22 protein-coding genes and 2 tRNA genes are annotated in these 23,048 nt (G+C 60.4%); 5 read left to right on the forward strand and 19 right to left on the reverse strand.

Annotation, left to right across the window (positions count from 1 at the left end):
- Positions 1-65: 65 nt before the first annotated feature.
- The 7 genes from H7C19_RS16590 to H7C19_RS16620 form a co-directional block, all read right to left on the reverse strand.
- Positions 66-428, reverse strand: coding sequence for a four-helix bundle copper-binding protein (locus tag H7C19_RS16590; protein WP_185143783.1), 363 nt, complete (start codon positions 426-428; stop codon positions 66-68).
- Between the two features lie 176 nt (positions 429-604).
- Positions 605-1,159 (reverse strand): PCYCGC motif-containing (lipo)protein, encoded by a 555-nt coding sequence (locus tag H7C19_RS16595; RefSeq protein WP_246469564.1) that lies wholly within the window; start codon positions 1,157-1,159, stop codon positions 605-607.
- A 15-nt stretch (positions 1,160-1,174) separates the two neighbouring features.
- A complete protein-coding gene (gene ispG / locus H7C19_RS16600; RefSeq protein WP_185143784.1) occupies positions 1,175-2,272 on the reverse strand; it encodes a flavodoxin-dependent (E)-4-hydroxy-3-methylbut-2-enyl-diphosphate synthase in 1,098 nt (365 codons plus the stop codon).
- A gap of 168 nt (positions 2,273-2,440) precedes the next feature.
- Complete coding sequence (gene clpX / locus H7C19_RS16605; protein ID WP_185143785.1) at positions 2,441-3,697, reverse strand: ATP-dependent protease ATP-binding subunit ClpX; 1,257 nt, start codon at positions 3,695-3,697, stop codon at positions 2,441-2,443.
- Between the two features lie 11 nt (positions 3,698-3,708).
- On the reverse strand, positions 3,709-4,299 hold the full coding sequence (clpP, locus tag H7C19_RS16610) for an ATP-dependent Clp endopeptidase proteolytic subunit ClpP (protein ID WP_185143786.1): 591 nt from the start codon (positions 4,297-4,299) through the stop codon (positions 3,709-3,711).
- A gap of 195 nt (positions 4,300-4,494) precedes the next feature.
- On the reverse strand, positions 4,495-5,784 hold the full coding sequence (gene tig / locus H7C19_RS16615; RefSeq protein WP_185143787.1) for a trigger factor: 1,290 nt from the start codon (positions 5,782-5,784) through the stop codon (positions 4,495-4,497).
- Positions 5,785-5,891: 107 nt separating this feature from the next.
- Entirely contained in the window at positions 5,892-6,803 is a 912-nt protein-coding gene (locus H7C19_RS16620) for an acetate and sugar kinases/Hsc70/actin family protein (RefSeq protein ID WP_185143788.1), read from the reverse strand.
- Between the two features lie 149 nt (positions 6,804-6,952).
- On the opposite strand from H7C19_RS16620, the gene H7C19_RS16625 reads away from it, so the two are divergent.
- Positions 6,953-7,026 (forward strand) — tRNA-Gly (locus H7C19_RS16625).
- Between the two features lie 64 nt (positions 7,027-7,090).
- Here H7C19_RS16625 and H7C19_RS16630 read toward each other — a convergent pair.
- A complete protein-coding gene (locus H7C19_RS16630; RefSeq protein ID WP_185143789.1) occupies positions 7,091-7,291 on the reverse strand; it encodes a hypothetical protein in 201 nt (66 codons plus the stop codon).
- A gap of 82 nt (positions 7,292-7,373) precedes the next feature.
- Here H7C19_RS16630 and H7C19_RS34850 point away from each other — a divergent pair, with 82 nt between their 5' ends.
- Together H7C19_RS34850 and H7C19_RS16640 are read left to right on the forward strand one after the other, a co-directional pair.
- Complete coding sequence (locus H7C19_RS34850; RefSeq protein WP_185143790.1) at positions 7,374-7,964, forward strand: GNAT family N-acetyltransferase; 591 nt, start codon at positions 7,374-7,376, stop codon at positions 7,962-7,964.
- Positions 7,965-8,033: 69 nt separating this feature from the next.
- A tRNA-Arg gene (locus tag H7C19_RS16640) sits at positions 8,034-8,110 on the forward strand.
- 444 nt (positions 8,111-8,554) lie between these two features.
- On the opposite strand, the gene H7C19_RS16645 is transcribed toward H7C19_RS16640, so the two are convergent.
- The 4 genes from H7C19_RS16645 to H7C19_RS16655 form a co-directional block, all read right to left on the reverse strand.
- Positions 8,555-9,553 (reverse strand): DUF4850 domain-containing protein, encoded by a 999-nt coding sequence (locus tag H7C19_RS16645; protein ID WP_185143791.1) that lies wholly within the window; start codon positions 9,551-9,553, stop codon positions 8,555-8,557.
- 157 nt (positions 9,554-9,710) lie between these two features.
- The gene (locus H7C19_RS35275) at positions 9,711-9,845 is read right to left on the reverse strand and encodes a hypothetical protein (protein ID WP_281384888.1); all 135 of its coding nucleotides are present in this window, start codon (positions 9,843-9,845) and stop codon (positions 9,711-9,713) included.
- Between the two features lie 118 nt (positions 9,846-9,963).
- Entirely contained in the window at positions 9,964-10,305 is a 342-nt protein-coding gene (locus H7C19_RS16650) for a hypothetical protein (protein WP_185143792.1), read from the reverse strand.
- Between the two features lie 7 nt (positions 10,306-10,312).
- The gene (locus tag H7C19_RS16655; RefSeq protein WP_185143793.1) at positions 10,313-10,630 is read right to left on the reverse strand and encodes a hypothetical protein; all 318 of its coding nucleotides are present in this window, start codon (positions 10,628-10,630) and stop codon (positions 10,313-10,315) included.
- 147 nt (positions 10,631-10,777) lie between these two features.
- Between H7C19_RS16655 and asnB the strand changes: the two genes are divergently transcribed.
- Entirely contained in the window at positions 10,778-12,631 is a 1,854-nt protein-coding gene (gene asnB, locus H7C19_RS16660) for an asparagine synthase (glutamine-hydrolyzing) (protein ID WP_185143794.1), read from the forward strand.
- 108 nt (positions 12,632-12,739) lie between these two features.
- Here asnB and H7C19_RS16665 read toward each other — a convergent pair whose 3' ends face one another.
- From H7C19_RS16665 to rph, 7 genes are all read right to left on the reverse strand, one after another.
- Positions 12,740-14,515, reverse strand: coding sequence for a sensor histidine kinase (locus H7C19_RS16665; protein WP_246469565.1), 1,776 nt, complete (start codon positions 14,513-14,515; stop codon positions 12,740-12,742).
- A 28-nt stretch (positions 14,516-14,543) separates the two neighbouring features.
- Positions 14,544-16,112 carry a response regulator gene (locus H7C19_RS16670; protein WP_185143795.1) on the reverse strand — a complete coding sequence of 523 codons (1,569 nt, stop codon included), beginning with the start codon at positions 16,110-16,112 and terminating at the stop codon, positions 14,544-14,546.
- A gap of 77 nt (positions 16,113-16,189) precedes the next feature.
- Entirely contained in the window at positions 16,190-17,884 is a 1,695-nt protein-coding gene (locus H7C19_RS16675) for a type 2 periplasmic-binding domain-containing protein (protein WP_185143796.1), read from the reverse strand.
- 77 nt (positions 17,885-17,961) lie between these two features.
- Positions 17,962-18,858 carry a carbohydrate ABC transporter permease gene (locus tag H7C19_RS16680; RefSeq protein ID WP_185143797.1) on the reverse strand — a complete coding sequence of 299 codons (897 nt, stop codon included), beginning with the start codon at positions 18,856-18,858 and terminating at the stop codon, positions 17,962-17,964.
- A gap of 31 nt (positions 18,859-18,889) precedes the next feature.
- The gene (locus tag H7C19_RS16685) at positions 18,890-19,852 is read right to left on the reverse strand and encodes an ABC transporter permease (protein WP_185143798.1); all 963 of its coding nucleotides are present in this window, start codon (positions 19,850-19,852) and stop codon (positions 18,890-18,892) included.
- Positions 19,853-20,137: 285 nt separating this feature from the next.
- On the reverse strand, positions 20,138-20,770 hold the full coding sequence (gene rdgB / locus H7C19_RS16690; protein ID WP_185143799.1) for an RdgB/HAM1 family non-canonical purine NTP pyrophosphatase: 633 nt from the start codon (positions 20,768-20,770) through the stop codon (positions 20,138-20,140).
- Positions 20,767-21,513 carry a ribonuclease PH gene (rph, locus tag H7C19_RS16695; protein ID WP_185143800.1) on the reverse strand — a complete coding sequence of 249 codons (747 nt, stop codon included), beginning with the start codon at positions 21,511-21,513 and terminating at the stop codon, positions 20,767-20,769. The genes rdgB and rph overlap by 4 nt, the downstream gene beginning before the upstream one ends.
- Before the next feature lie 183 nt (positions 21,514-21,696).
- On the opposite strand from rph, the gene H7C19_RS16700 reads away from it, so the two are divergent.
- The gene (locus H7C19_RS16700; RefSeq protein ID WP_185143801.1) at positions 21,697-23,043 is read left to right on the forward strand and encodes a spore germination protein; all 1,347 of its coding nucleotides are present in this window, start codon (positions 21,697-21,699) and stop codon (positions 23,041-23,043) included.
- The last annotated feature ends 5 nt before the right edge of the window (positions 23,044-23,048 follow it).

Raw genomic sequence — 23,048 nt, forward strand, 5'->3', positions numbered from 1 at the left:
CTTGGTAGTATTGCCCGAATGCAGGGGGATATAGTCATGACCGCGCGCGATCGCGCCAACAATCGTCAAGCCGTCGGAGATCCGTGCGCTTCGACGGACGCGTCGACGAGCGCGATGCACGCTCCCGCGCAAGCGTAGCAGGCTTCCGCGCACCGCCGGCAATGCTCCGTCTCGTGCTTGGCGCACTCGGCGCCGCAAGACTCGCAAGCCTCCGCGCAGATCAAGCACAGTTCGCCGTAATACGTACTGCCCTGCGCCATCGCCTGGGCCGCGAAGCCGCAGATGTCCGCGCACTCCCGGTCGAGCCGGATGCACGTCCTCATCATCTCCAGGCCGTCTTCCTTCAAGCACGCCTCATAGCAGGCGTTGCACGCTTGCATGCAGCGGATACATTCGTCGATGCAGGCTTGCATTTCAGTTCTCGTCATTCCCATGCACCTCCAGGTAGGGTAGCAGGCTATCTCTACCCTTACCCGTCCTCGCGGGACGTGAGACATCCCTAGATGCCGCAACACCGCCCCTTTCGACGCGGAAACAAAAAAGCCAAGCAGGCGAATCCCGCTTAGCTCCTTATAGTGATTCGATTCGAATGGCCGATACGCGATTAGGCTTGCGGCATCGGCGTATCCGTCGGATTCGCGTAGCCGACGCTGTAGGTCTCGTCGACGTACTTGCGAATCTCCAAGTCCGATATACCCTGCGACTTCATCTGTGCCGCCTGCAGCGCGATCAGCTGGCAGACGCCGCAGCCGGTGCCGTGATCGTCCCAGACGACCGTCCCGTCCTCGCGCACGGCCGCGATGAAGCAGTCCAGGTTGTCCTTGTGGCCGACGCTCTCGCCGCATCCGCAGTAGCAAGGAATGTACTGCAGCGTATCCTTCAGCTTGGCCGCCGCCGCGTAGGCCAGCTTCACCTGGTCGGAAGCGCCGTCCAGAAAGTTCGGCATCTCCCGCAGAGAGGCCGTCTCGACCTGGAGATCGCCGTTCGGCGTCGTATGGGAATGTCCGCCGCCGGAAGCGTCGGGCGAGGCTTGCGAATCCCCCTGCTTCCCGCATGCCGCCAGCAGACAGAGCAGCGCGAATGCCGCCAGCATCCAGAACAACGTCGTCTTGAATCGGCCTTGGCGGCTCGTTCCGCCATCATGATGCATGTCCGTCATGAACGCCGCTCCCCCCTAGTGCTTCCGGCCGGGGATGACCCCCGTCTCATTGTAGGCGGCGACGATGTTGTCGATCTCCCGCTTCAGCTCGTTCACCAGGTCCGCTTCGGGCACTTTGCGGATCATCTCGCCGTAGCGGAACAGCATGCCCTCTCCGCGCGCGCCGGCGATGCCGATATCGGCTTCGCGGGCTTCGCCGGGACCGTTGACCGCGCAGCCCAGCACGGACACCTTGATCGGAACCTTCAGCTTCGACAGGTACTCCTCGACCTCGTTCGCCACCGCGAACAGATCGATATCCAGCCGGCCGCACGTCGGGCAAGAGACGAGCGTCGGCGCGTCGGTGATGAGGCCGAACGTCTTCAGCAGCTCCCGCGCGACCTTGATCTCTTCGACCGGGTCGGCGCTGAGCGAGATGCGCATCGTATTGCCGATGCCCGCGTTCAGCAGGACGCCGAGCCCCGCGGCGCTCTTGACCGTGCCGGAGAACAGCGTGCCGGCTTCGGTGATGCCCAGGTGGAGCGGGTACTTGATGACTTCGGCCGCCTTCGTATAGGCCGCGATCGCCATCGGAACGTCGGAGGCTTTAAGAGAGACGATAATATCGTGAAAATCGAGCTCCTCCAAGATGCCGATATGGAACAGCGCGCTCTCGACCATCGCTTCGGGCGTCGGATAGCCGTACTTCTCCAGCAAGTGATTCTCGAGCGAACCGGCGTTCACCCCGATGCGGATCGGAATGCCTTTTTCCTTGCATGCCTTGACGACGGCCTCGACCTTCTCCCGGCGACCGATATTCCCCGGATTGATGCGGACCTTGTCGATGCCGTTCTCGATCGCGAGCAGGGCGAGCCGATAGTCGAAGTGAATATCGGCGACGAGCGGAATCGAGATCATCTTCTTGATCTCCTTGATCGCTTCCGCCGCTTCCTTGTTGTTGACGGTTACCCGGACGAGCTGGCAGCCCGCCTCCTCCAAGCGCTTGATCTCCGCGACGGTCGCTTGCACGTCCGCCGTCTTTGTCGTACACATACTCTGCAGGATGACTTCGTTGTTCCCGCCGATGGTGAGATTCCCCACCTTGACCGGCACGGTATCGGTTCGTAGATACATAGTTCCCCATTCTCCCCGTATACGCCAAAGTCCACCCCGTAGGCACGGTTAAAAACCGCAGCTAGGGGTGGAACCCGGCAGACTTCAAGCGGTGAAGTCGCGACTGCCGGTAACCCGGCATCGGCGGCGAATACGTTCTTCGCCGCCTGCCGGCGCAGGACCGCGCGCTTACGCGCTTTCTTCTTTTTTCTTGCCTTTCTTCGTCGTGAGCTCCGGCGCGATCTTGTCTCGAACGACCTTCTCGGAGATGACGCAGCTCGTCACGTCGTCGCGGGACGGCACTTCGTACATCACTTCGAGCATGATGCCCTCGATGATGGCCCGCAGTCCCCGCGCGCCCGTGTTGCGCTTGATCGCCTCGCGGGCGATCTCTTCGAGCGCGCCGGCTTCGAATTCCAGCTTCACGTTGTCCATCTCCAGCAGCTTCTGGTATTGCTTGACGAGCGCGTTCTTCGGTTCGGACAGAATCCGGACGAGCGCGGCTTCGTCGAGCGGCTCCAGGGAGGAGATGACCGGCAGACGGCCGACGAATTCCGGAATCAAGCCGAACTTCAGCAGGTCTTCCGGTTGGACGAGCGACAGATACTCGCCCGGCTTCAGTTCCTTCTGCCCTTCGAGGGCGGCGCTGAAGCCGATGACTTTCTTGCCGATCCGGCGCTTGATGATCTGCTCGAGGCCGTCGAACGCGCCGCCGCACAAGAACAGAATGTTCGTCGTATCGATCTGGATGAACTCTTGGTGCGGATGCTTGCGTCCGCCTTGCGGAGGAACGGAAGCGACCGTGCCTTCGAGAATCTTCAGCAAAGCCTGCTGCACGCCTTCGCCGGACACGTCGCGGGTAATGGACGGGTTCTCGGATTTGCGCGCCACTTTATCGATCTCGTCGATATAGATGATGCCTCTCTCGGCCTTCTCTACATCGTAGTCGGCGGCTTGGATCAGCTTGAGCAGGATGTTCTCGACGTCTTCGCCGACATAGCCGGCTTCCGTCAAGGACGTCGCGTCCGCGATCGCGAACGGCACGTTCAGGATCTTCGCCATCGTCTGCGCGAGCAGCGTCTTGCCCGAGCCGGTCGGACCGACGAGCATGATGTTGCTCTTCTGCAGTTCGACGTCTTCGATCTTGCTCTGCGAGTTGATCCGCTTGTAGTGGTTGTAGACCGCGACGGACAGCGACTTCTTCGCTTGCTCTTGGCCGATGACGTACTGGTCGAGAATATTGCGAATCTCGATCGGCTTCGGAATATCCTTCAGATCGAGCTCTTCCTCGTGGCCGAGCTCCTCCTCTACGATCTCCGTGCACAGTTCGATGCACTCATCGCATATATAGACGCCGGGTCCGGCGACCAGCTTGCGCACCTGATCCTGCGACTTGCCGCAGAAAGAGCACTTGAGCTGGCCCTTCTCGTCGTTGAATTTGAACATGGAAACCCTCCTTAAACGTTGGTCGGCGAGGTGATCACCTTATCGATCAGCCCGTACGCCAGCGCGTCCTCCGCGCTCATGAAGTTGTCGCGGTCGGTGTCGCGTTCGATCTTCTCGTAAGGTTGCCCGGTACGATCCACATAGATACGGTTGAGTTTCTCTTTGGTCTTGAGAATCCAGTCCGCGTGGATCTTGATATCCGATGCCTGCCCTCTAACGCCGCCAAGCGGTTGGTGAATCATGATCTCGCTGTTCGGCAGGGCGAACCGCTTGCCGGGCGCGCCGGCCGTCAGCAGGAGAGACCCCATGCTGGCAGCCATGCCTACGCAGATCGTGCTCACGTCGGGCTTGATGAACTGCATCGTATCGTAAATACCCATGCCGGCCGTGACCGAACCGCCAGGGGAGTTGATATAGAGGTGAATATCCTTCTCCGGGTCTTCCGCCGCGAGGAAAAGCAGTTGAGCCATAATGAGATTGGCGACATCGTCGTCAATCGCGCTGCCTAGAAAGATAATCCGGTCCTTGAGCAGTCGGGAGTAGATGTCGTAAGAACGTTCTCCGCGGTTCGTCTGTTCAACGACGATTGGAACTAAGTTCATTTGTGCCAACCTCTTTTCTAAAGTGGAGTCGAGTTCGGTAATATTCTAACACGTTGCCTTGCGAATGTCATGTTGACGGGCCTTGGCCCGATCATGACGCATATGTAGGGTGAAAAAGAAGGCACGCGGGATACACGTGCCTTGCCGTTATGTGGGGGTGCCAATGGAGTTTGACGTCCGATGCAGAGGCGCCGTTTAGGCGGTCTTGCTCTGCTCGACGATGAATTTGACGGCTTTGCGGACCTTCAAGTCGGCATTGAGGGTGTCCAGGTAGCCGTTCGAAGTGAAGATCGTGCGCAGCTCTTCGGCCGGACGGTTGTACATCTTCGACAGGTTCTCGAGCTCTTCGTCCAGATCCGAATCGGACACTTCGAGCTTCTCGGCTTCGGCGATCGCTTCGAGGACCAGGTTGTTGCGAACGCGCTTCTCGGCGTCGACGCGCATTTGACCCTTCAGCGCAGCTTCGTCCTGACCGCTGAATTGGTAGTACAGATCGAGGGTCATGCCTTGCATGCGCAGGCGGCTCTCGAAATCCTTCATCATGTTCTCGATCTCGGATTCGATCATCGCTTCCGGAATCTCGACTTCGGCCGCTTCGGAGGCTTTGTCGATCACCGCGTTCTCGCGTGCGGCTTCGGCTTCCTTCTCCTTGCGCTCCTTCAGCTTGGCCGACAGATCCTGCTTGTACTCCTCGAACGTATCGAACTCGCTGACGTCCTTCGCGAACTCGTCGTCCAGCTCCGGCAGGTTCTTGCGCTTGATCTCGTGCAGCTTGACTTTGAACACGACGGCTTTGCCGGCGAGGTTCTCGGCTTGGTAGTTCTCCGGGAACGTCACGTCGATGTCCTTCTCCTCGGCGATGTTCAGGCCGACGACTTGCTCCTCGAAGCCCGGAATGAACGAACCGGAGCCCAGCTCGAGCGAGTAGCGCTCGCCCTTGCCGCCTTCGAACGGCACGCCGTCCAGGAAGCCTTCGAAGTCGATGATCGTCGTGTCGCCCTGCTGCGCGGGACCTTCGTCCACGACAACCAGCTCGGCATGGCGCTGCTGCAGACGCTCCAGCTCAGCCTTGATCTCCTCTTCGGATACTTCCGGCTCGGCGGCGGGCGCTTCGATGCCTTTGTAGTCGCCCAGCGTCACTTCGGGCTTCACGGTTACTTTGGCTTTGAACTTGAACGATTGGCCTTGCGCGAATTGCTCGACGTCCACTTCAGGACGGTCGACCGGCGTGATGCCGGCTTGGTCGACGGCTTCGCTGTACGCGCCTGGGAGCAGAATGTCGATGGCGTCTTGATACAGGCTCTCGATGCCGAAGCGCGCTTCGAAGATCCGGCGCGGCACTTTGCCTTTGCGGAATCCGGGAACGTTCACTTTTTGCACGACTTTCTTGAATGCCTTGTCCAATGCTTCGGCGACTTTCGCCTCGTCGATCTCAACCTCTAATACGCCGACGTTCTTCTCTATCTTTTCCCAATTTGCTTTCATGATATGCTTTCCCCTCCGAGGACAACTTGCCGCCCATACGCGGCCGATTTACATAAACCACTCTATTATAAACAACCCGGAAGGCGAATTCAAGGCAAATCCGCCGATTACGGGCGTCCTTCTCCGGCATATTGCCGAAGCCAACGCAGCGCTTGCTCGTACCGGAAGCGCAAATCGCCGGTAATGCCATACTGCTCCCGCACCCATTCGTCGTTCGACTGGGCGTGCAGCTTCTCGAGGAGAAACTGGTGCAAGCCGGCCGCCCAGACGTCGGAAGCGCCGTCATCGTCCTCCATCATCCGCCTGAACACGGGGGTGCCATACGCGGTCTGCGCGCACTCCTTCCACATCTCCTCCGCGAAATAGGCGAGCGTAGGATCGGACACCTCGGCGGTCTGGCGGACGCGGTCCAGCACATCCTGAACGGCCTGCGGATAGTCCTCGAACTGCAGAGGCGTCTGCTCGATCTCCACGAGGAGGTTCTCGCCTTCGCGCCACATGGCGGCCGGCCCGGACGCGCCTAGCTTGCGCAGCTGCTGCAGCACCCGGAATTGCACGAGCGGATGGCGCTCGCGCTCCCCCAGCCAGCGCCGAAGCGCGGCCTCGACGTCCGGGTGCTCGACGTGGGCCAGCTGTCCCAGCGCGACGAGCTGCTGCTCGGGATCGTCCACGTTGAATAACGTGGCGATCAGGCGGGGAATGTATTCCGCGTCCTGTCCCGACCGGTCGACGACGCGCTGCCTGAGCCCGTCTTCGGCATCGCCGTCCTGATCTTCATCGTCAAAGCTGCCCGGAAGACCGGAAGAAGAGGCTTCCGGGAAGGCCGCTTCCAGCCAACCCAGCAGCGCCTGCCACTCGGTATGGTGGCGTTCGGCTTCGCCGCCGCACTGCAGCAGGAAGCCGAGCAGCCCCTTCGCTTCGCCGTAGCGTTCCGTCTCCAGCATGCGCGTCAATTGAATCTGATAATAATCCAAGGTCTTGGGGAACAAGACCAAATTATCCTTGGTGGAGTCGGCCACGAATCGAACCCCTTCCTTCTCCGTTCGGCATACGCTGCCGATTCACCCGCATTATATCACGAACCTTGGGCAAAAAGGAAAAAGACGCCTGTCGATATTGATTTTGCCGACTCCCTGTGCTATCATACATCTTGCTATGTATAGCCTTTGCGGGTGTAGTTCAATGGTAGAACGCCAGCTTCCCAAGCTTGAGGCGAGGGTTCGATTCCCTTCACCCGCTCCATCTATTCGATGCTGCCAAGCCCGATGCTTCGGGCTTTTTTTGTTAGGCTAGGGCATCCTACGGTTTAGGATACGCGCCCGATGACCGGGATCGCCGACAGGATCCGGTCCGCGCGCAGCGTCGCGAACGACTTGCGCTTCCAGTCCAGCACCCGAACCTTGCCGCCCCGCACCGCGTAGATCGAGACCCGCTTCACCGCGAGCGATCCCTTGCTCTCCAGGTAGACGATCTCTGCGCTCCGACCTACATAATGCTCGATCTTCATGCCGCCAGCCCCCTCGTTCGAACCTTTGTTCCCATTATAGCAGGAACATGCGTTCTTATTCAAGCGTCCTGGAGGTGTTGCGGTGACTTACGATGAACCGGAGGTATTCTCTTTGAACGTACGCCAAGCGCTGCCGTCCGATCGCCAAGCCGTCGCCCGGCTGGTTCTGCTCGCCATCCAAGACATTGCTTATCAACTCACGGGAGAGGCTGAAGAGGCCTCGGCGTTGGCGCAGCTCGAACGCTACTATCTGGCCCCAGGCAACCGCTTCAGCGCGGATCGCTACCTCGTGTTGACCGCGGAAGACGGCGCCGTCGCCGGCATGATCCTCTGCTATGACGGGGCGCACGCGGAGGCGCTGTATCGTCCCGTGCTCGACCATGTGCGGCAGCGGCTCGGCGCCGCCCCCGCGATGGACGTCGAAGCCGACGACGACGAATTCTACATCGACGCGCTGGCCGTCTTCCCGGCATACGAGGGGCGCGGTTACGCGAAGGCGTTGATGGCCGAGGCCGAGACCTGGGCGCTGCGCGAAGGCCGCCGCAAGATTGCGCTGAACGTGGACTTGGACAAGGAGAAGGTTTACGCGATCTACCTGAAACGCGGCTACGAGGAGGACAAGCAGATCGAGATTAACGGCCACGCTTTCCGGCACATGGTCAAATCATTGTAAAAAAACGGCCCCGATTGCATTTTTCCTCTTGAGCGCATCCCCGTCCCTGTGGTAAGATAATCAAGCTGTGTCCCGGTAGCTCAGCTGGATAGAGCAACGGCCTTCTAAGCCGTCGGTCAGGGGTTCGAATCCCTTCCGGGACGCCACTTCTTCTCGATTGATCAAGTTTGATACTTATGCAAAAACCTCGGATTCCTTGTCTCATAAGGGATTCGAGGTTTTCTTCATTACATCTTTGATGATACAGCCGCCAAGGATCTCGCCGTCCCTATATTTTACATCTATTCGAGCCGGGCGAGGATATCAACGTGCTGTATCGGCTTCCCGTAACTGATCGATTGCTTTACGTTATCCTTCTACGATCCGCTATTCCGAAAACCATGCAAGACGCGCCGACGATTCGGCAACCTCACGGTATCGGCGTCGCTCTGATTACCGTCGGCGTTATTCTCGCCGCGTTGAAGTAAGATGTCGACGGAAAAGTGTAACCGTACCAATTGCTCACTTTATACGGTCTCCCCTCAGTCAAACCAAAGAGACGTATCCAATACGTCTCCAGAGTGTTTATGCAACCATGTTTCAATGGCCGATTACTTCCCTGCCGAAGATTCGGCTTCTCCGCCCTCGTCTCCGCCGTACATCTTCGTATAGTACGCCACGATCGTCTCGGCCAACGGCTTGCTCGCCTTCTTGACTTGAATCGTCATGGAGCGGAACCAGGCGCCTCCGCCGTCATGCTCCTGATAGGCCGCGCCCAGCCGCACGTACCCGGCCTTGTCGCTCTTCGCCTCGAAGGTAATCATGTGCTTGCCATACGCCTTCGCGCGAATGTACGGCGCTTCGCCGGACGGCTCGACCGAGAATCCTTGCTCGTCCGCCCACTTGGCCAGCTCGGGGAAATAAAGACCGATGGAAGAGATCGCGCAGCCTTGGCAGCCGCCAGCCGTATCGTACGTCGCGAGGTATTCCAGCGCGTCTTCCGCGTTCTCCAGCCGGATGCCGAACGAGCCGTTCGCGCCGACCGCTCCGCTCGCCTTGGTCCACGCCGCCGGTCCCAGCATGAGCAAGGCATACCCGCGGGCGTCGATATCCAGCCAATAGGCGGCGAGCGCCTTCTGCTGCGCGGGCGGAATGTCGAAGCCGACGGCGGGCAGCGGCTGATCGGGTACGGTCTTGTAGGCATTCGCCCCGTCGTCCGCCCCGTAAGTGACCTGCTTCATGCCGAAAAGCGGCAGCTTCGCGGCCTTCGCGCCTCCCTTCGCCGTATATTCGACCGTGCCGCCCGGCACGCGGGTATCGCGCTCGTCCTCCGGCTCGGCGCTAGGCGCCGCGGCCGAAGCGGCGCTCTCGGTCGGCTCGTCGCTCGGCACCGCGCTCGCGGACGCCTCTGGCCCAGGCGCGACGCTCGCCGCGGGCGTCTCGCCGGACGCCGTCACCGATGCCGGCGTCGCCTCCCGCTGCTCCGTCGCGCTCGGACTTCCGCCGTTTCCCGCCGCATCCTTCCCGTTCCCTGCGCATCCGGCCAGGATCGCAAACGCCGCCAGCAGCGCCGCCGCCCAAGCCGTTTTCTTGCCGTTCATGCTGATCATGCCGAAGCTCCTCTTCTCTCTATGATATCGAACAACCGACTCTACAAATCTATCATAGACGAAACAGGAAGCCGCTTCCAGGGTCGTCGGACCGACCTTGGAAGCGGCTCGGAGGTAAGCCGGATTCGGCATTATCGTCAAAGCGGTTTACCTGCGTCTATCGGTTATGCGGCGTTGCCGGACTGTTCTGCGCGGGATGCTGCTCGTCATGCTGCTTGATGACCGCTTCCGCGAATTCCTCGCCTCGCTCGGCGTAATTGTTTCCTTTATTTTTCTTGCGTTTGCCAGCCATTACGGACACACCTCCTCCCTCAACGCCAGATGAATTCGACAGCCTAGCGGCGAGCGCGCTGCCCGATCGGAGACGCTTCGGCACCGAACGAGCGGGACCCCCTCGCCTGCCCGAACCGTCACGGCAAATGGCGCGCCAGTTCCGCCTGGATGTCTTCGCGCTCCAAGATCCGCCGGCCGAACGCATGCCTGTCGTCCGGCGCCCCATGGCTCGGTCCGTTGAACATGCGTGCCGTCACGTCCTGATAGCCCGCATGCATGCTGTTGTCGAACCAGTCCCATTCATGATCGGCTGCATGGCTGATGACCCGGACGAGCTGGAAGCTCCCGTTGCCTTCCCGGCGAAAATACGCCAGCAGCTCGGGGTCGCGCGGAGCGTCCGTGTGCACTTCCACTTCCGCGTAGCGTTGCTCTCCCCGCTCCAGCACCCGGCGAAACATCGCGTGTCGCACGTTCAGCATCGGTGCGTTAATCCTCCTCCAGCAGACCGGCCGATTCGATATGCCGCTTGGTCTCTTCCGTACCCAACTCATAGAGCAAGCTATAGATGCCTCTCATCTGCCGATCGTATTCGCCCAGCATCTCCTTGTCGCTGCCGGACACCCAGTCCGCATAGCGGAACGCGGTCGTTTCGTCCGCGCTCGACAGATCCTCGAACCGATCCTGCAGCTTGTTCAGCTCTTCGTCGTTCGCCCGGATCGCGAACTCGAACGGCGCGACCGTAGGGTCCTCCAGAATCTGTCCGGCCCCTACAGCCACGTAATAGGTCTTGCGGTCGTCGTCCATCAATCGTTCGCCCCTTCCCTGATCGTCTCTCCGCTATTTTCTCCACCCGGACAGACATTTTATGCCTTTTTTCGCATATCCATCAGAGGATAGGTCCCTGCCCTGTCATAAACGGCCATCGCGAAACTTGGGGAGGTAGCTGCTTCCATGTGCGGAATTATCGGTTGGATCGATTGGAGAACGGATTTGACGCAGCAGGCGGACGTGCTCGAGCGGATGACCGAGACGATGGAGCTGCGCGGGCCTGACGCCTCCGGCACCTGGCTGTCGCGCCACTGCGCCTTCGGCCATCGCCGGCTGTCGGTCATGGATCCCGCGAACGGCGCGCAGCCGATGGTGCGGCCGGTCAAGCGCTCGGAGGATCAGGACTGCGTCGTCGTCTACAACGGCGAGCTCTACAACGCGCCGGAGCTGAAGAGGGAATTGGAATCGCTGGGCTATGCGTTCCGCACGTCGTGCGATACGGAAGTGCTGCTGCAAGCGTATGTGGAATGGGGCCCCGCATGCGTGGAGAAATTCAACGGCATTTTTGCGTTCGCGGTATGGAACACCGAGGAGGAACGGCTGTTCATGGCGCGGGATCGATTGGGCGTCAAGCCGCTCTTCTACCGGAGGGAAGAGGGACGGCTGCTGTTCGGTTCGGAGCCGAAGGTCATCCTGGCGCACCCCGACGTGCAGCCCGAGATCGACGGCGAGGGGCTGGCGGAGATCTTCGTGCTCGGTCCCGCGCGTACGCCCGGACACGGCGTCTGGCGGGGCATGGCGGAGCTGAAGCCCGGCCACGCCCTGACCTACGACCGCGACGGCATGAAGATATCCGCCTACTGGAAGCTGGAGAGCCGGCCGCACGAAGAAGGAGAAGGCGAGACGGCGGAGCGGGTGGGCGCGCTGCTCACCGATACGCTGGAGCGGCAGTTGGCCTCCGACGTGCCCGTCTGCACGCTGTTGTCGGGCGGCCTCGACTCCAGCGCGCTGACGGCGCTCGCCGTCGCCTACTACAATCGGACGGCCCAAGGGACGGTTCATACCTACTCCGTCGATTACGCGGACAACGACAAGCACTTCAAAGCGCACGCCTTCCAGCCGAACGCGGACGCGCCTTGGATCGCGCGCATGGTCGACCACCTGTCGACCGAGCATCATCCGATCCAATTCGACACGCCCGACCTCGTCGAGGCGCTCGAGACGGCGGTGCTGGCGAAGGATTACCCCGGGATGGCGGATATCGACGCTTCGCTGTATCTGTTCTGCCGGGAGATCAAGAAGGGGGCGACCGTCGCCATCTCCGGCGAAGCGGCCGACGAGATCTTCGGCGGCTACCCTTGGTTCCACCGGCAAGAAGCGCTGGAAGCCGAGACGTTCCCTTGGTCGCTGTCCGCGGACTTGCGGGAGAGCATCCTCTCGCCGGAGCTGCTGGGCAAAGTGAAGCCGAAGGAGTATCTGGGCGACCGCTACGCTCAGGCCGTCGGGGAAGTCCCGGCGCTGGCGGGCGAGTCCGAAGAGCGGCGCCGCATGCGGCGGATGTCTTACTTGAACATCACCCGCTTCATGCCGACGCTGCTCGACCGCAAGGACCGGATGAGCATGGCCGCCGGCCTCGAAGTCCGCGTGCCGTACTGCGATCATCGCCTCGTCGAGTACGTATGGAATATTCCTTGGGAGCTGAAGATGGCCGGCGACCGGGAGAAGGGCATCCTGCGCCGCTCGTTGGAGGGCGTCCTGCCGCACGACGTGCTGTATCGCAAGAAGAGCCCTTATCCGAAGACGCACAACCCGAACTACCTGTCCGCCGTGCGCGACCGCCTGCTGGAACGGCTGGACGATCCGTCTTCGCCCCTGTTCCCGCTCATCGACGTGCGCCGCGTCCGGGAGATCGCGGTGTCCGCGGACGCGAACACCAACCTGCCTTGGTTCGGGCAGTTGATGTCGGGCCCGCAGCTTTTTGCCTATCTGCTTCAAGTCGACTTCTGGCTTCGGCATTACAAGGTGAAGATCGTCTAACCGGCGGAACCGGCTTCGCCCCCGTCAGCGCGAAGCGTTGAAGAGACGGGGCAGCGCCTTGCCGTTCCCCATGCGAAGCGCCGCTCCTCCTTGCCGGGGAGCGGCGCGCTAGGCGGATCGCTCGCGATCCTCCGCGAGCTTGATCGCCGGGAAGACGATCCGCACCGTCGAGCCGATCCCCGGACGGCTCGCGATCGACACGCCGTATTCCTTGCCGAAGTGCAGCTTGATCCGCTGGTCGACGTTCCGGATGCCGTATCCGGCCTGAACGCCGTCCGCCGGCCCGAAGATCTCCTGAATCCGGTTCGGGTGGAAGCCCACGCCGTCGTCGATGACCAGAATCGCGATGTTGCCTTCCTCCAGCCGGACGGCGATGCGCAAGCCGATGCGGTCCCCGCACCAGGCGTGCTCCAGCGCGTTCTCGACAAACGGCTGGATGGTCAGCTTCAGCATCCGATAGCCGGCGATGGCCGGATCGATCTCGTAGAGGACGTTCATGCGCTCCCCGTATTTCGTTTTCTGAATGTCGATGTAGGCTTTGACTTGCTCCAGCTCGTTGAAGGCCGGGATGATGTTTTTCCCGTCGCTGAGCGACAACCGGTAGAACTTGGCCAGGTCGAGCACCATGCGATGCAGCTTGTCCACCTCGCCGAACTTGGCCAACCGGCTGATGGAAGACAGCGTATTATATAGGAAGTGCGGGTTGATCTGCGCCTGAAGCGAAGCGAGCTCGGCTTCTTTTTTCTGCAGGTCCTTCAAGTACACCTCGCGAATCAGCCGGCCGATGTTCTGACCCATATCGTTCAGCGCGAACGAGATCTGGGTGAACTCGTCGTTGCCTTTGAAATGGATGCGCTTGTGGAACTCGCCGCCTTGGAAGGAATCCAGCACCGATACGATCTTCGATACCCGCTTGGAGAAGAAGCGGGAGATGAAGATGCCGGCCGCCGAGAAGACGAGGAAGCAGGCCGCGCAGATCAGCGCCGTCAGCAGCTGGATCTTGTGCGAATCCTGCTCGGTCAGGTTCACGGGGACGATCGCGGCGAGCGTCCAGCCGAGACCCGGCAGCGTCTGCTGAATCAGGAGCTGATCCCCCGCCGCTCTCGCCTCCCAGACCTCTCCCTTGGCCAGCGGCAGCGCTCCGGAGGAGGTTACGATGCGCCTTCGCTCGTCCGTGATGAAGATGGTCGTCCCTTCGCCAATCTTCTTAAAGTCCACGCTCTCGAACAAATCCGGCAGCCGAACGCTGATGCGGAGGAACCCGATCTCCTTCGCGTCCTTCGGACCGAGATCCACGATCCGCCGCAGGAGCGAGATGCGGCTGTAGCGGCCGTCGTCCTCGATTTGCTTCCACCGCAGCGTCTTGCCGTATTGCTCCTCCGGATAGTTCCGGTACCAGTCCTTGTTCGCGATCCGCTTGATATGATACCAATCGTACTGCTGATCGCGGAGCGAGAGCGGATCCGCATCCCCGTAGTTCTTGTAGATCTCCGGGAACATCTCGTTGTGCAGATAGAACGACATCCACATCTTGCGGTTCGTGGCGCCCAGCGCCGTCCGGAATTTGGGCATCAGATCCTTTTTGGTCGCCTCGTAATTGACCCAGCCGGCCTCGAAATGACGAAGATGACTGGCCAGCGTGTCGTCGAAATACAGCATGTCGGAGATTCGCTGCGTATCCTCCATGCGGTATGCGATATTGTCCATCATCTGGTGCAGAGTGCCTTGCATATTGGTTCGCGTCTTCTCGCGGATCGAATCGACGAAGACCGAATTGGCCGCGTAGCCGACGAGCAGGACCGGGATCATGATCAGCGCCGCGTAGGACAGCATGAGCTTGTAGCCGAATGACCAATAGTTTCGCTTCGCGCGCGGCGGCGGCATCGCTCTCTCCTCCTTGGGCTGCCAGCGTTCAATGCTTCCGTCGGTACGCCATCGGAGTCATGCCGGTCGTCTCCTTGAACTGACGGCTGAAGTAGGGCAAATATCGATAGCCGACCCGGTCGGCCACTTCGTAAATCTTCAGCTTCGTCTCCCGCAGCAGCCGCTGCGCCTTCTCCATCCGCAGGTCGATGACGAATTCGCTGAAGTTGCGCGCGGTCTCTTCCTTGAACAACAGTCCGAGATGGTTCGGAGAGAAGGAGAAGCGTTCCGCCACCTCGCGCAGCGTGATGTTCTCCTGCAGCCGCTCCCGCACGTGCGCCACGACGCTCTCGACGAGCCTGCCGTTCTTCGACTGCTTTTTCGCTTGCAGCGTCTCCGACAGCTCGAACACTTTGCGGCGCAGCCAGGAATGGATGTCGTCGATCGTCTCGAACTGCAGCAGAATATCCAGATTCTTCAATTCGAGCCCGAGCAGCCGGAACAAGTCCTCGCGCATCCCGCGCAGATGCTCGTTCAGCTTCAAGATAACGTACATGGAGAAGTGACGGATCGTGATCTTGGAGCCGAGCTGGGCGGCCAGCCGGAAGACGCTCGACAGCTCGTCGTGGGCGCGGACCAGATCGTAGCGGGCCATCGCCTGCAGCATGGTCGCCAGATGTCCGTCGAGACCCTTCAGGTCTTCGAGATCCGCATGCCGGCTCTCCTCGTAGACGAGCAGCCTGCCTTTGCCTCGAAGCATCTTCTGCTCCAAGGCGGCGACGGCTCCCGAATGGGCGGCATGAATCTCGGACAAGCCGTGCGCGGCGTTCCCGAGGCCGAGCGTGACCGTGAAGGGGAACGTCTCCCGCACCCGGTCCATTAAGGCGCCCATGACATCCAGCGGAACATCCGATCCGAGCAGCAAGGCGGTCCGCTGCTTCGAGAGCCGGCAGACGTCGTGAATGCCGTGCTCCGTCAGGCGAGCCGACAGCATGGCATAGAACCGGTTCAGCAGCGCCTTGCGCTCGAATTCCGAATACGGGTTCAGCTTCCACGTATAGTCGTCGATCTCCAGCACGACGACGCGGATCGGCCAATTCAGCCGGTCCAGGCTGTAAGCCCGCTTCAACGCGGGAGAAGACAGCTCCTCCGCCGGCGACTCCAGGAGCTGGAGCAAGTACTCGTTCTTGGCGATGGGCACGAGCTGCCGGAACGCTTCCTTCTCCTCCTGCCGACGCTTCCCCTGATCCAGTTCGCGCTTGACGCCCATGAGCGCCGCGATCAGCTCTTTGTCGTCCATCGGCTTCAGCACGTAGCCGTTCGCGTTCAGCGTCATCGCTTGCTTGGCGTATTGGAAGTCCTGATGGCCGCTCACGAAGATGACCCGAAGGTCCGACTGAACCGCCTGCGCGCGCTTGGCCAGCTCGAGTCCGGACATGTTCGGCATGCGGATGTCGGTCACGAGAATATCGATCTTCTCGGATTCGATCACCTCGCAGGCCGCAAAGCCGTTGTTCACGGCGCCCGCGACGGTCAGCCCCAGCTCCGGCCACGGAATGAACGTCCGCATGCCCTCCAGATCCAGAATCTCGTCGTCCGCCAGCAGCACCTTGTACATCCCAAGCCCCCCTCCCGATCGACGGCAAAGGAGAGCATACATGGCGTATACTCTCCTTGCTGCCGCTATGAATGCTATTATTGCTCGCCCTTCATGATCTTCTGATTGCGGTGCCATCTCTCCGTCTGGAAGTCCAGCAGCTTCTGATAGCCGACCGCCATGGCGTCTTGATCCGCTTTGTCCAGAATCCGGAGCACTTCGTCGTCGCTCTTCGCGAACAGCGCCTGCGCTCTCGATTCGTCCCAGATATCCTCGACCGCCGTTTGGATGATGCCTTCCGGGCTGTCCTTCGCCGGGCTCAAGCTCGCATATTCCGTCGCGTCCGCTTGAGTTTTCCAAGTGATGTCGAACTGCCATTTCAGCGTCCAGCTGCGCTGTTCGTCCTTCAGCGTCGCTTCGTACTTGCCCTTCGTCAGATCGGTGAAGACGGTGTTGCCGACGAAGATCAGGTTGTTCGTCACGGCTTGCAGTTCGGCCAAGCCCTTCGCGTCTTGCCAGTAGGCGTCCTTAAACTTCGGCGTGACGCCGTCGGCTTCCAGACCTTCCCAATACTTGCCTTCCGGTCCCCAGTTCAGGACGCTCATGCCTTCCGGCCCGGTCATCCAGTCGAGCACGGCGAACGCGGCTTCCGGATTTTTGGCCGACTTGGTGATGACGGCGACGTTCCAGCCGAGCGTCGCGTACGTGCCCGGGTAGATCTTGTTCTTGTCGAGACCGGGCTTCGCGATCGGCCAGATCATGAAGTAGCCGGCGTTCGGATTCTTCGCGACGAGCAGCTCCTGGCTTTTGGCCGCGATGTCCGTGGGGCTCGAAGAGGCATAAACGGCGACTTTGCCATTGTTAACCTTCTCGATGACCTGGTCCCGGGTCTGCGTCATGGCGTCCTGCGTCATGAGCTTCTCGCGGAACAGCTTGGAGGCGTACTGCATCGACTCGCGGTAGACCGGGTCCTTGAAGACGGACGTCATCTTGTCGCCGGACGGTACGGCGCGGTTGCCGATCCAGCGGTTCAACGCGTTCTCGCCGAACGCGGAGTAGAGGACGTCTAGGCCTTGACCGTCGACGGCGAGCTCCGGCTCGAACGGGATGATGTCGTTGCCGTATTTGGCCTTGACCGCCTTGAGGTATTCATACAGATCGTCCGTCGTCTCCAGCTTCGGAGAGCCGAGCTCTTCGTAGATCTTCTTGTTGACGACGTAGCCGGCGTTGCCGTTCGGCTTGTCTTTGTTCGTGTACCAGTTCGGGAATTGGTACAGCTTGCCGTCGTCCGCGCGGAGCAGGTTGGCCGTCTCCGGGGACAGATATTTCTGCAGGTTCGGGTATTTCTTCATATAATCGTCGAACGGCACGAGCATGTCCGCTTGGCGCAGCATCTCGTATTCGGCGGAGCCGCGGTCCATCCAGATGATGTCCGGAAGCTCCTTGGTGGCCATCATCGTGCTGAGCTTCTTCTTCGCGTCGCCGCCGGATTGAATGAAGTTGATGCCCAGCTTCTTGTTCTCTTTTATCCACTTCGACGCTTCGTCTTCGCCCCAAGGCGGCGCGGCATACCAATCGTAATGGCCGTACAGGGAGATCGTCAGCGGCTCTTTGCCGAGTTCATACAAATCGGACGCCGACACGCCGGCCGACGCGCTGGCGCTCGGGGACGCCGCGGGCGACGAGGATCCTTCCGCGTTCTTGTCCTTGCTGCCCGCGCAGCCCGTAAGCGCGGACGCCAGCACGAACACGCCGGCGAATGAGCCGAGTAGTGCTCTCTTCGACTTTCTCATTCTGGTAATGCCCCTCTCTGGATTAAGTATAATCTATGGTTCAAGCAAAATGCGCTAAACCCGGGGGTAAAAATCGCTTATTCCTTCAGCGATCCGACGAGAACGCCCTTGACGAAGTGGCGCTGGACGAACGGGTACACGCAGACGATCGGCAGCGTCGCGACCATCATGACGGCCATCGACAGCGACTTGCTCGTCACCTTCTGCACCTTGCCGAGGGCGGCCTGCGCGCCGGCATCCAGCGTAGAGACGTTCTCGGTGACGATATTGGAGTTCAGGATCTGCCGCAGGATGGTCTGGATCGGCAGCAGATGCGCGTTCTCGATGTAGATGCTGGCATAGAACCACTCGTTCCACTGGTTCACCGCCGTGAACAGCGACAGCGTCGCGATGACAGGACCGGACAGGGGGAGCACGATCCGGAACAGGGTGCCCCAATGGCCGGCGCCGTCGATCTTGGCGGCTTCCTGCAGCCCTTCGGGCAGACCCTTGAAGAAGGTGCGGAAGATGATCATGTTCCACACGTTGATGAGTACCGGAACGATATAGACCAGGAACGAATTCATCAGATGAAGATCGCGGATCAGCAGATAGGTCGGAATGAGGCCTCCGCCGAAGTACAGCGTGATCATGCAGAAGATCATGTAATATTGGCGTCCGATCAGGCCGGGAAGCGTCATCCCGTAGGAGAAGATCGCCGTGGCCAAGATCGAAGCGACCGTCCCCACGACGGTCTTGGCGACCGAGATGGCGAAGGCGTTCAGGAGCCTGTCGTCCTTGAAAATGATATCGTAATTCTCCAGCGTGAACGCGCGGGGCCAGAAGGTTACGCCCCCCAGCGACGTATCTTGGCCGGCGTTGAAGGAGATGACGAGCGCGTTCCAGAACGGGTAGAACGTCGAGAAGGTCAGCAGCGCGAGCAGGAAATAAATGAGGTACAGCATCGTTCGGTCGCCTGCGTTCAATCTGTGCATTCGGTGGGCCTCCTAGTTCAATGTTGCCGTCTTACCACAAGCTGTTGCCGGATCGGCGGGCCGCTTGGTTCGCGATGACGAGCAGGATGACGCTGATGACGGCCTTGAACAATCCGATCGCCGTCGCGAAGGAATAGCGCATGTTCTCGATGCCGATCCGGTACACGTACGTGTCGATGACGTCCGACACGCCCCGCAGCAGCGGGTTCTTCGCCAGGAGAAGGATGTCCTCGAAGCCGGCGCTCAGCAGGTTGCCGATCGCCAGGATGAGGAAGATGACGACGACCGGCATGATCGAAGGCAGCGTGATGAGGAACATCATCTTGAACTTGCTCGCGCCGTCGATCTCCGCCGCCTCGTACAGGTGCGGGTCGATGCCCGCGATCGCCGCGAGGAACACGATCGATCCGAAGCCGACTTCCTTCCACACGTTCGTCGTGATCAGAATCGTCCAGAAGTATTGCGGGATCGAGAGGAAATTGATCGGGCTGTCGATCAATCCGACGCCCTGCAGCGCCATATTGATGCTGCCGTTGTCCACCGAGAGGATCGAGATGACGATTCCCGCGACGATGACCCACGAGAGGAAGTACGGCAAGTAAGTCACGCTCTGCACGAGCCGCTTGAAGAACGCGTGCCGGACCTCGTTCAGCATGAGCGCCAGGATGATCGGAGCGGGGAAGCCGATCGCAAGCTTCAGCAGCGCGATGATGATCGTATTGCGCATGACGTGGGCGAAGTCATGGTTCGAGAAAAAGTCCTGGAAGTGCTTGAACCCGACCCAGGGGCTGTCCGCGAACCCTTTCAGAATGTTATAGTCCTTGAAGGCGGTCAGAATCCCGTACATCGGGATATAGCTGAAGGTGAAGATCAAGAGCAAACCCGGCCATACCATCAGTTGAATGTCCCACTGCCGGAAATACCGGACGAACACGTTGCCGGACCGCTTGGCGGTTGGTTTGCTGGTTTGCGCGGAGAGCTGCGCCACGTTCATTCCTCCTGTATCGCTGTGCTGGTTGACCTTAAGTTTAGCGGGTTGTAAGCGCCATTAAAATTTGCCTGTGCAACGAAAAATGATACTTTCCAACGGTCGTGCAAGTAAAAACGGCTTCGCCGTCCTCAGAAGAGGGCGAGACGTTTTGATCGGAGACCCTTTAGAAACGGATAAACACGAAACTTATAAATTCTAAATGGTTTACAAAAAAACACCCTACGCATCCAAATGGATGGTAGGGTGTTCACATGTTCCTATTCGCTTCAAGCCGTCAGCGGCGGCCGATCACAGCTGCGCGAGCAGCCGCCGCAGCGCCTCGCCGCGGTGGCTGACCGCGTTCTTCTCCGCGGTCGTCAGCTCGGCCATCGTGCGGCCGTAAGCCGGCAGCCAGAACAGCGAATCGTAGCCGAAGCCGCCATCGCCTTGCGGCGCCGCGATCACGTACCCGCCGACGTCGCCTTCGGACGTCTTCGTCTCTCCGCCCGGGACGTACAGGACGAGCGCGCTGACGAAGCGGGCGGCGCTAAGGGCGCCCGGCGCGCCGGCGGCGGCTCCGGCCGGAGCGCTCGCGCCGGCGGCGGCCAGTTCGCGGAGCAGCTTGGCGTTGTTGTCGGCATCCGTCGCCCCTTCGCCGGCATAGCGGGCCGAATACACGCCGGGCGCGCCGCCCAGCGCGTCGACGCAGAGCCCGGAGTCGTCCGCCAGCGCGGGCAGCCCCGTCGCCTCCGCGACGATCCGGGCCTTGATCAGCGCATTGTCGGCGAACGTCGCGCCGTCCTCGACGATGTCCGGAATACCCTCCGGCGCATCGTTCAAGTCCCGCACTTCAACGCCGAGACCCGCGAATGCCGCGCGGAACTCGGCCGTCTTGCCCCGGTTCCGCGTCGCGACGAGCAGCGTATCCCCGGACCGGATCATACTTTGGCCGTCCCGATCCGCGCGCCCGCCTCGCCCAGCGTCTCCCGCTGAAGCGCGATCAGCCGCGCGATGCCCGTTTCGGCGAGCGCCAGCATCTCGTCCAGTTCCGAACGCGTGAACGGCGCCTCTTCCCCCGTGCCTTGCACTTCGACGAAGGCGCCCGCGCCGGTCATCACGACGTTCATGTCGACCTTCGCCTTCGAATCTTCGGCATAGTTCAGATCGAGCAGCGTCTGTCCTTGCAGCGAGCCGACGCTGACCGAAGCCAGATAGTCCGTCAGCGGATACTTCGCGAAGTTCGTATGGGCGGACAGCTTATGTATAGCGAGCGCGAGCGCGATGAACGCCCCGGTGATCGAAGTGGTGCGGGTCCCGCCGTCGGCTTGCAGCACGTCGCAGTCGAGCGTGATCGTCCGTTCTCCTAGCGCTTCCAGGCTCACGACGGAGCGGAGCGCCCGGCCGATCAACCGCTGGATCTCCATCGTGCGGCCCACTTGCTTGCCTTTGATCGACTCCCGCTGATTGCGGGTCTGCGTCGCTCGCGGCAGCATGGCGTACTCGGCCGTCACCCAGCCTTTGCCCTGTCCCTTCAGGAACGGCGGCACCTTCTCGTCCACCGTCGCGGTGCACAGCACCTTCGTGTCTCCCATTTCGATGAGCACGGAGCCCTCTGCGTATTTATTCGGATGAAGCGTGACCGCGAACGGTCTCAGGTCGCTTGGGTTTCTTCCGTCCGTTCTCATGGATGTTCCTCCTCAATGTAGCCCGGCAGCAGCGCATAGCCGAAATCCCTCCCATTTTACCAAAGTCCATGGGCAAAAGCACCCCCGGCTTCCGCTAGCCTGGCCGCTTCCGCCGCTTTCGTATGACGAGCCGCTATCCGGGCAATCTAAAGCGGAATGGAAATAGAAGGGAGGGAAGGGAAAATGCTCAAAGAAGTCCGGGATCAGCTCGGCAACCCCGACGATCTCATCACGGAGACGATGGATAACGGCTATACCAAGATGGAGTTCTGCTTCTTCCCCGGCATGTGCGATATCAATCAAGTGAAGGACGGCATCCTTGTCCCCTTCTCTTACCGGTTCGATCCCGACGAATTCCGCCGCATGCTGCATGCCGATCTCGGGTTCATTCGCGCCGACAAGCCGGAGGAGTGGTCCGGCTTGCTGCTCAAAGGCTTTGTCCTGCTGCAGTACGAAGGCGAGACCTTCGCTTTCGGCGCGATCCGCAAGATGCAGACGAAGCCCGATCCGACCCAAGTCGAGGCGTCTCTGCAAGGTCCTCAATCCGCCTATACGGAAGACCTGGACCTCAACTTGAACTTGATTCGCACGCTGTACAATTCGAAGTCGCTCGGCGTGGAATGGCACGAGAAGAACGACATCGCTTCCCAATCCCGAATCATGCTCCTGTACGACCGGGACAAGGTAGACCCGACGACGCTCAAAGAGGTCCGTTCCCGGCTCGACGAGGTCGACAAAAATCTGATCCTGGCCGCCGGCCAGTTGGTCAAGCTCATGTCCCACAAGCGGCACCGCATGTTCCCGGTCATCCTGGTGACGGAGCGTCCGGACCGTACGGCGATGCATCTGAACAAAGGCAAGATCGTCATCATGCTGGACGGGAGCCGGTTCGTCCTACTGATGCCCGTCCGCTTCTTCGACTTTCTGAGCGCGATGGACGATTATTACGAGCCGTTCTGGATGAGCCGGTTCCTGATCGTCCTGCGCTACATCGCCATGCTGCTGACTTTGACGCTGCCCGCGCTGTACATCTCCGTCGTCTCGTACAATCCGGAAGTATTCCGCGTCCAGCTCGCCTTCACGATCGACGGCAGCCGGGCGGCGGTCCCTTATCCTTCGTTCATCGAGGTGCTCATCATGCTGTTCATGATCGAAGCGCTGATCGAAGCGAGTATCCGCCTCCCCCGGTTCGTCGGTTCGACGGCCGCCACCGTCGGCGGTTTGATTCTCGGACAGGCCGCTCAGCAGGCCGCGCTCGTCAGCAGCATCATGATCATCGTCACCTCGGTCGTGGCCATCTCGAACTTCGTCATCCCCAATTCGACGTTCAGCTACTTCATCCGCGTCCTTAAGTACTTGTTCGTCGCCGTATCGATCTTCTCCGGCTTGATCGGCGTCGTCGTCACCTTGTTCATGCTGATCGTTTACCTGTGCAACATGCGCAGTTTCGGGGAGCCGTACTTCGCCCTGTTCATCAACGAGAAAAAGAAAAAGAACAAGCGAAATCCAGCGCATCAGAAAGCGGGGTGATCCGG

The organism is Cohnella nanjingensis, assembly GCF_014212125.1.
GTDB classification, from domain to species: Bacteria; Bacillota; Bacilli; order Paenibacillales; family Paenibacillaceae; genus Cohnella; species Cohnella nanjingensis.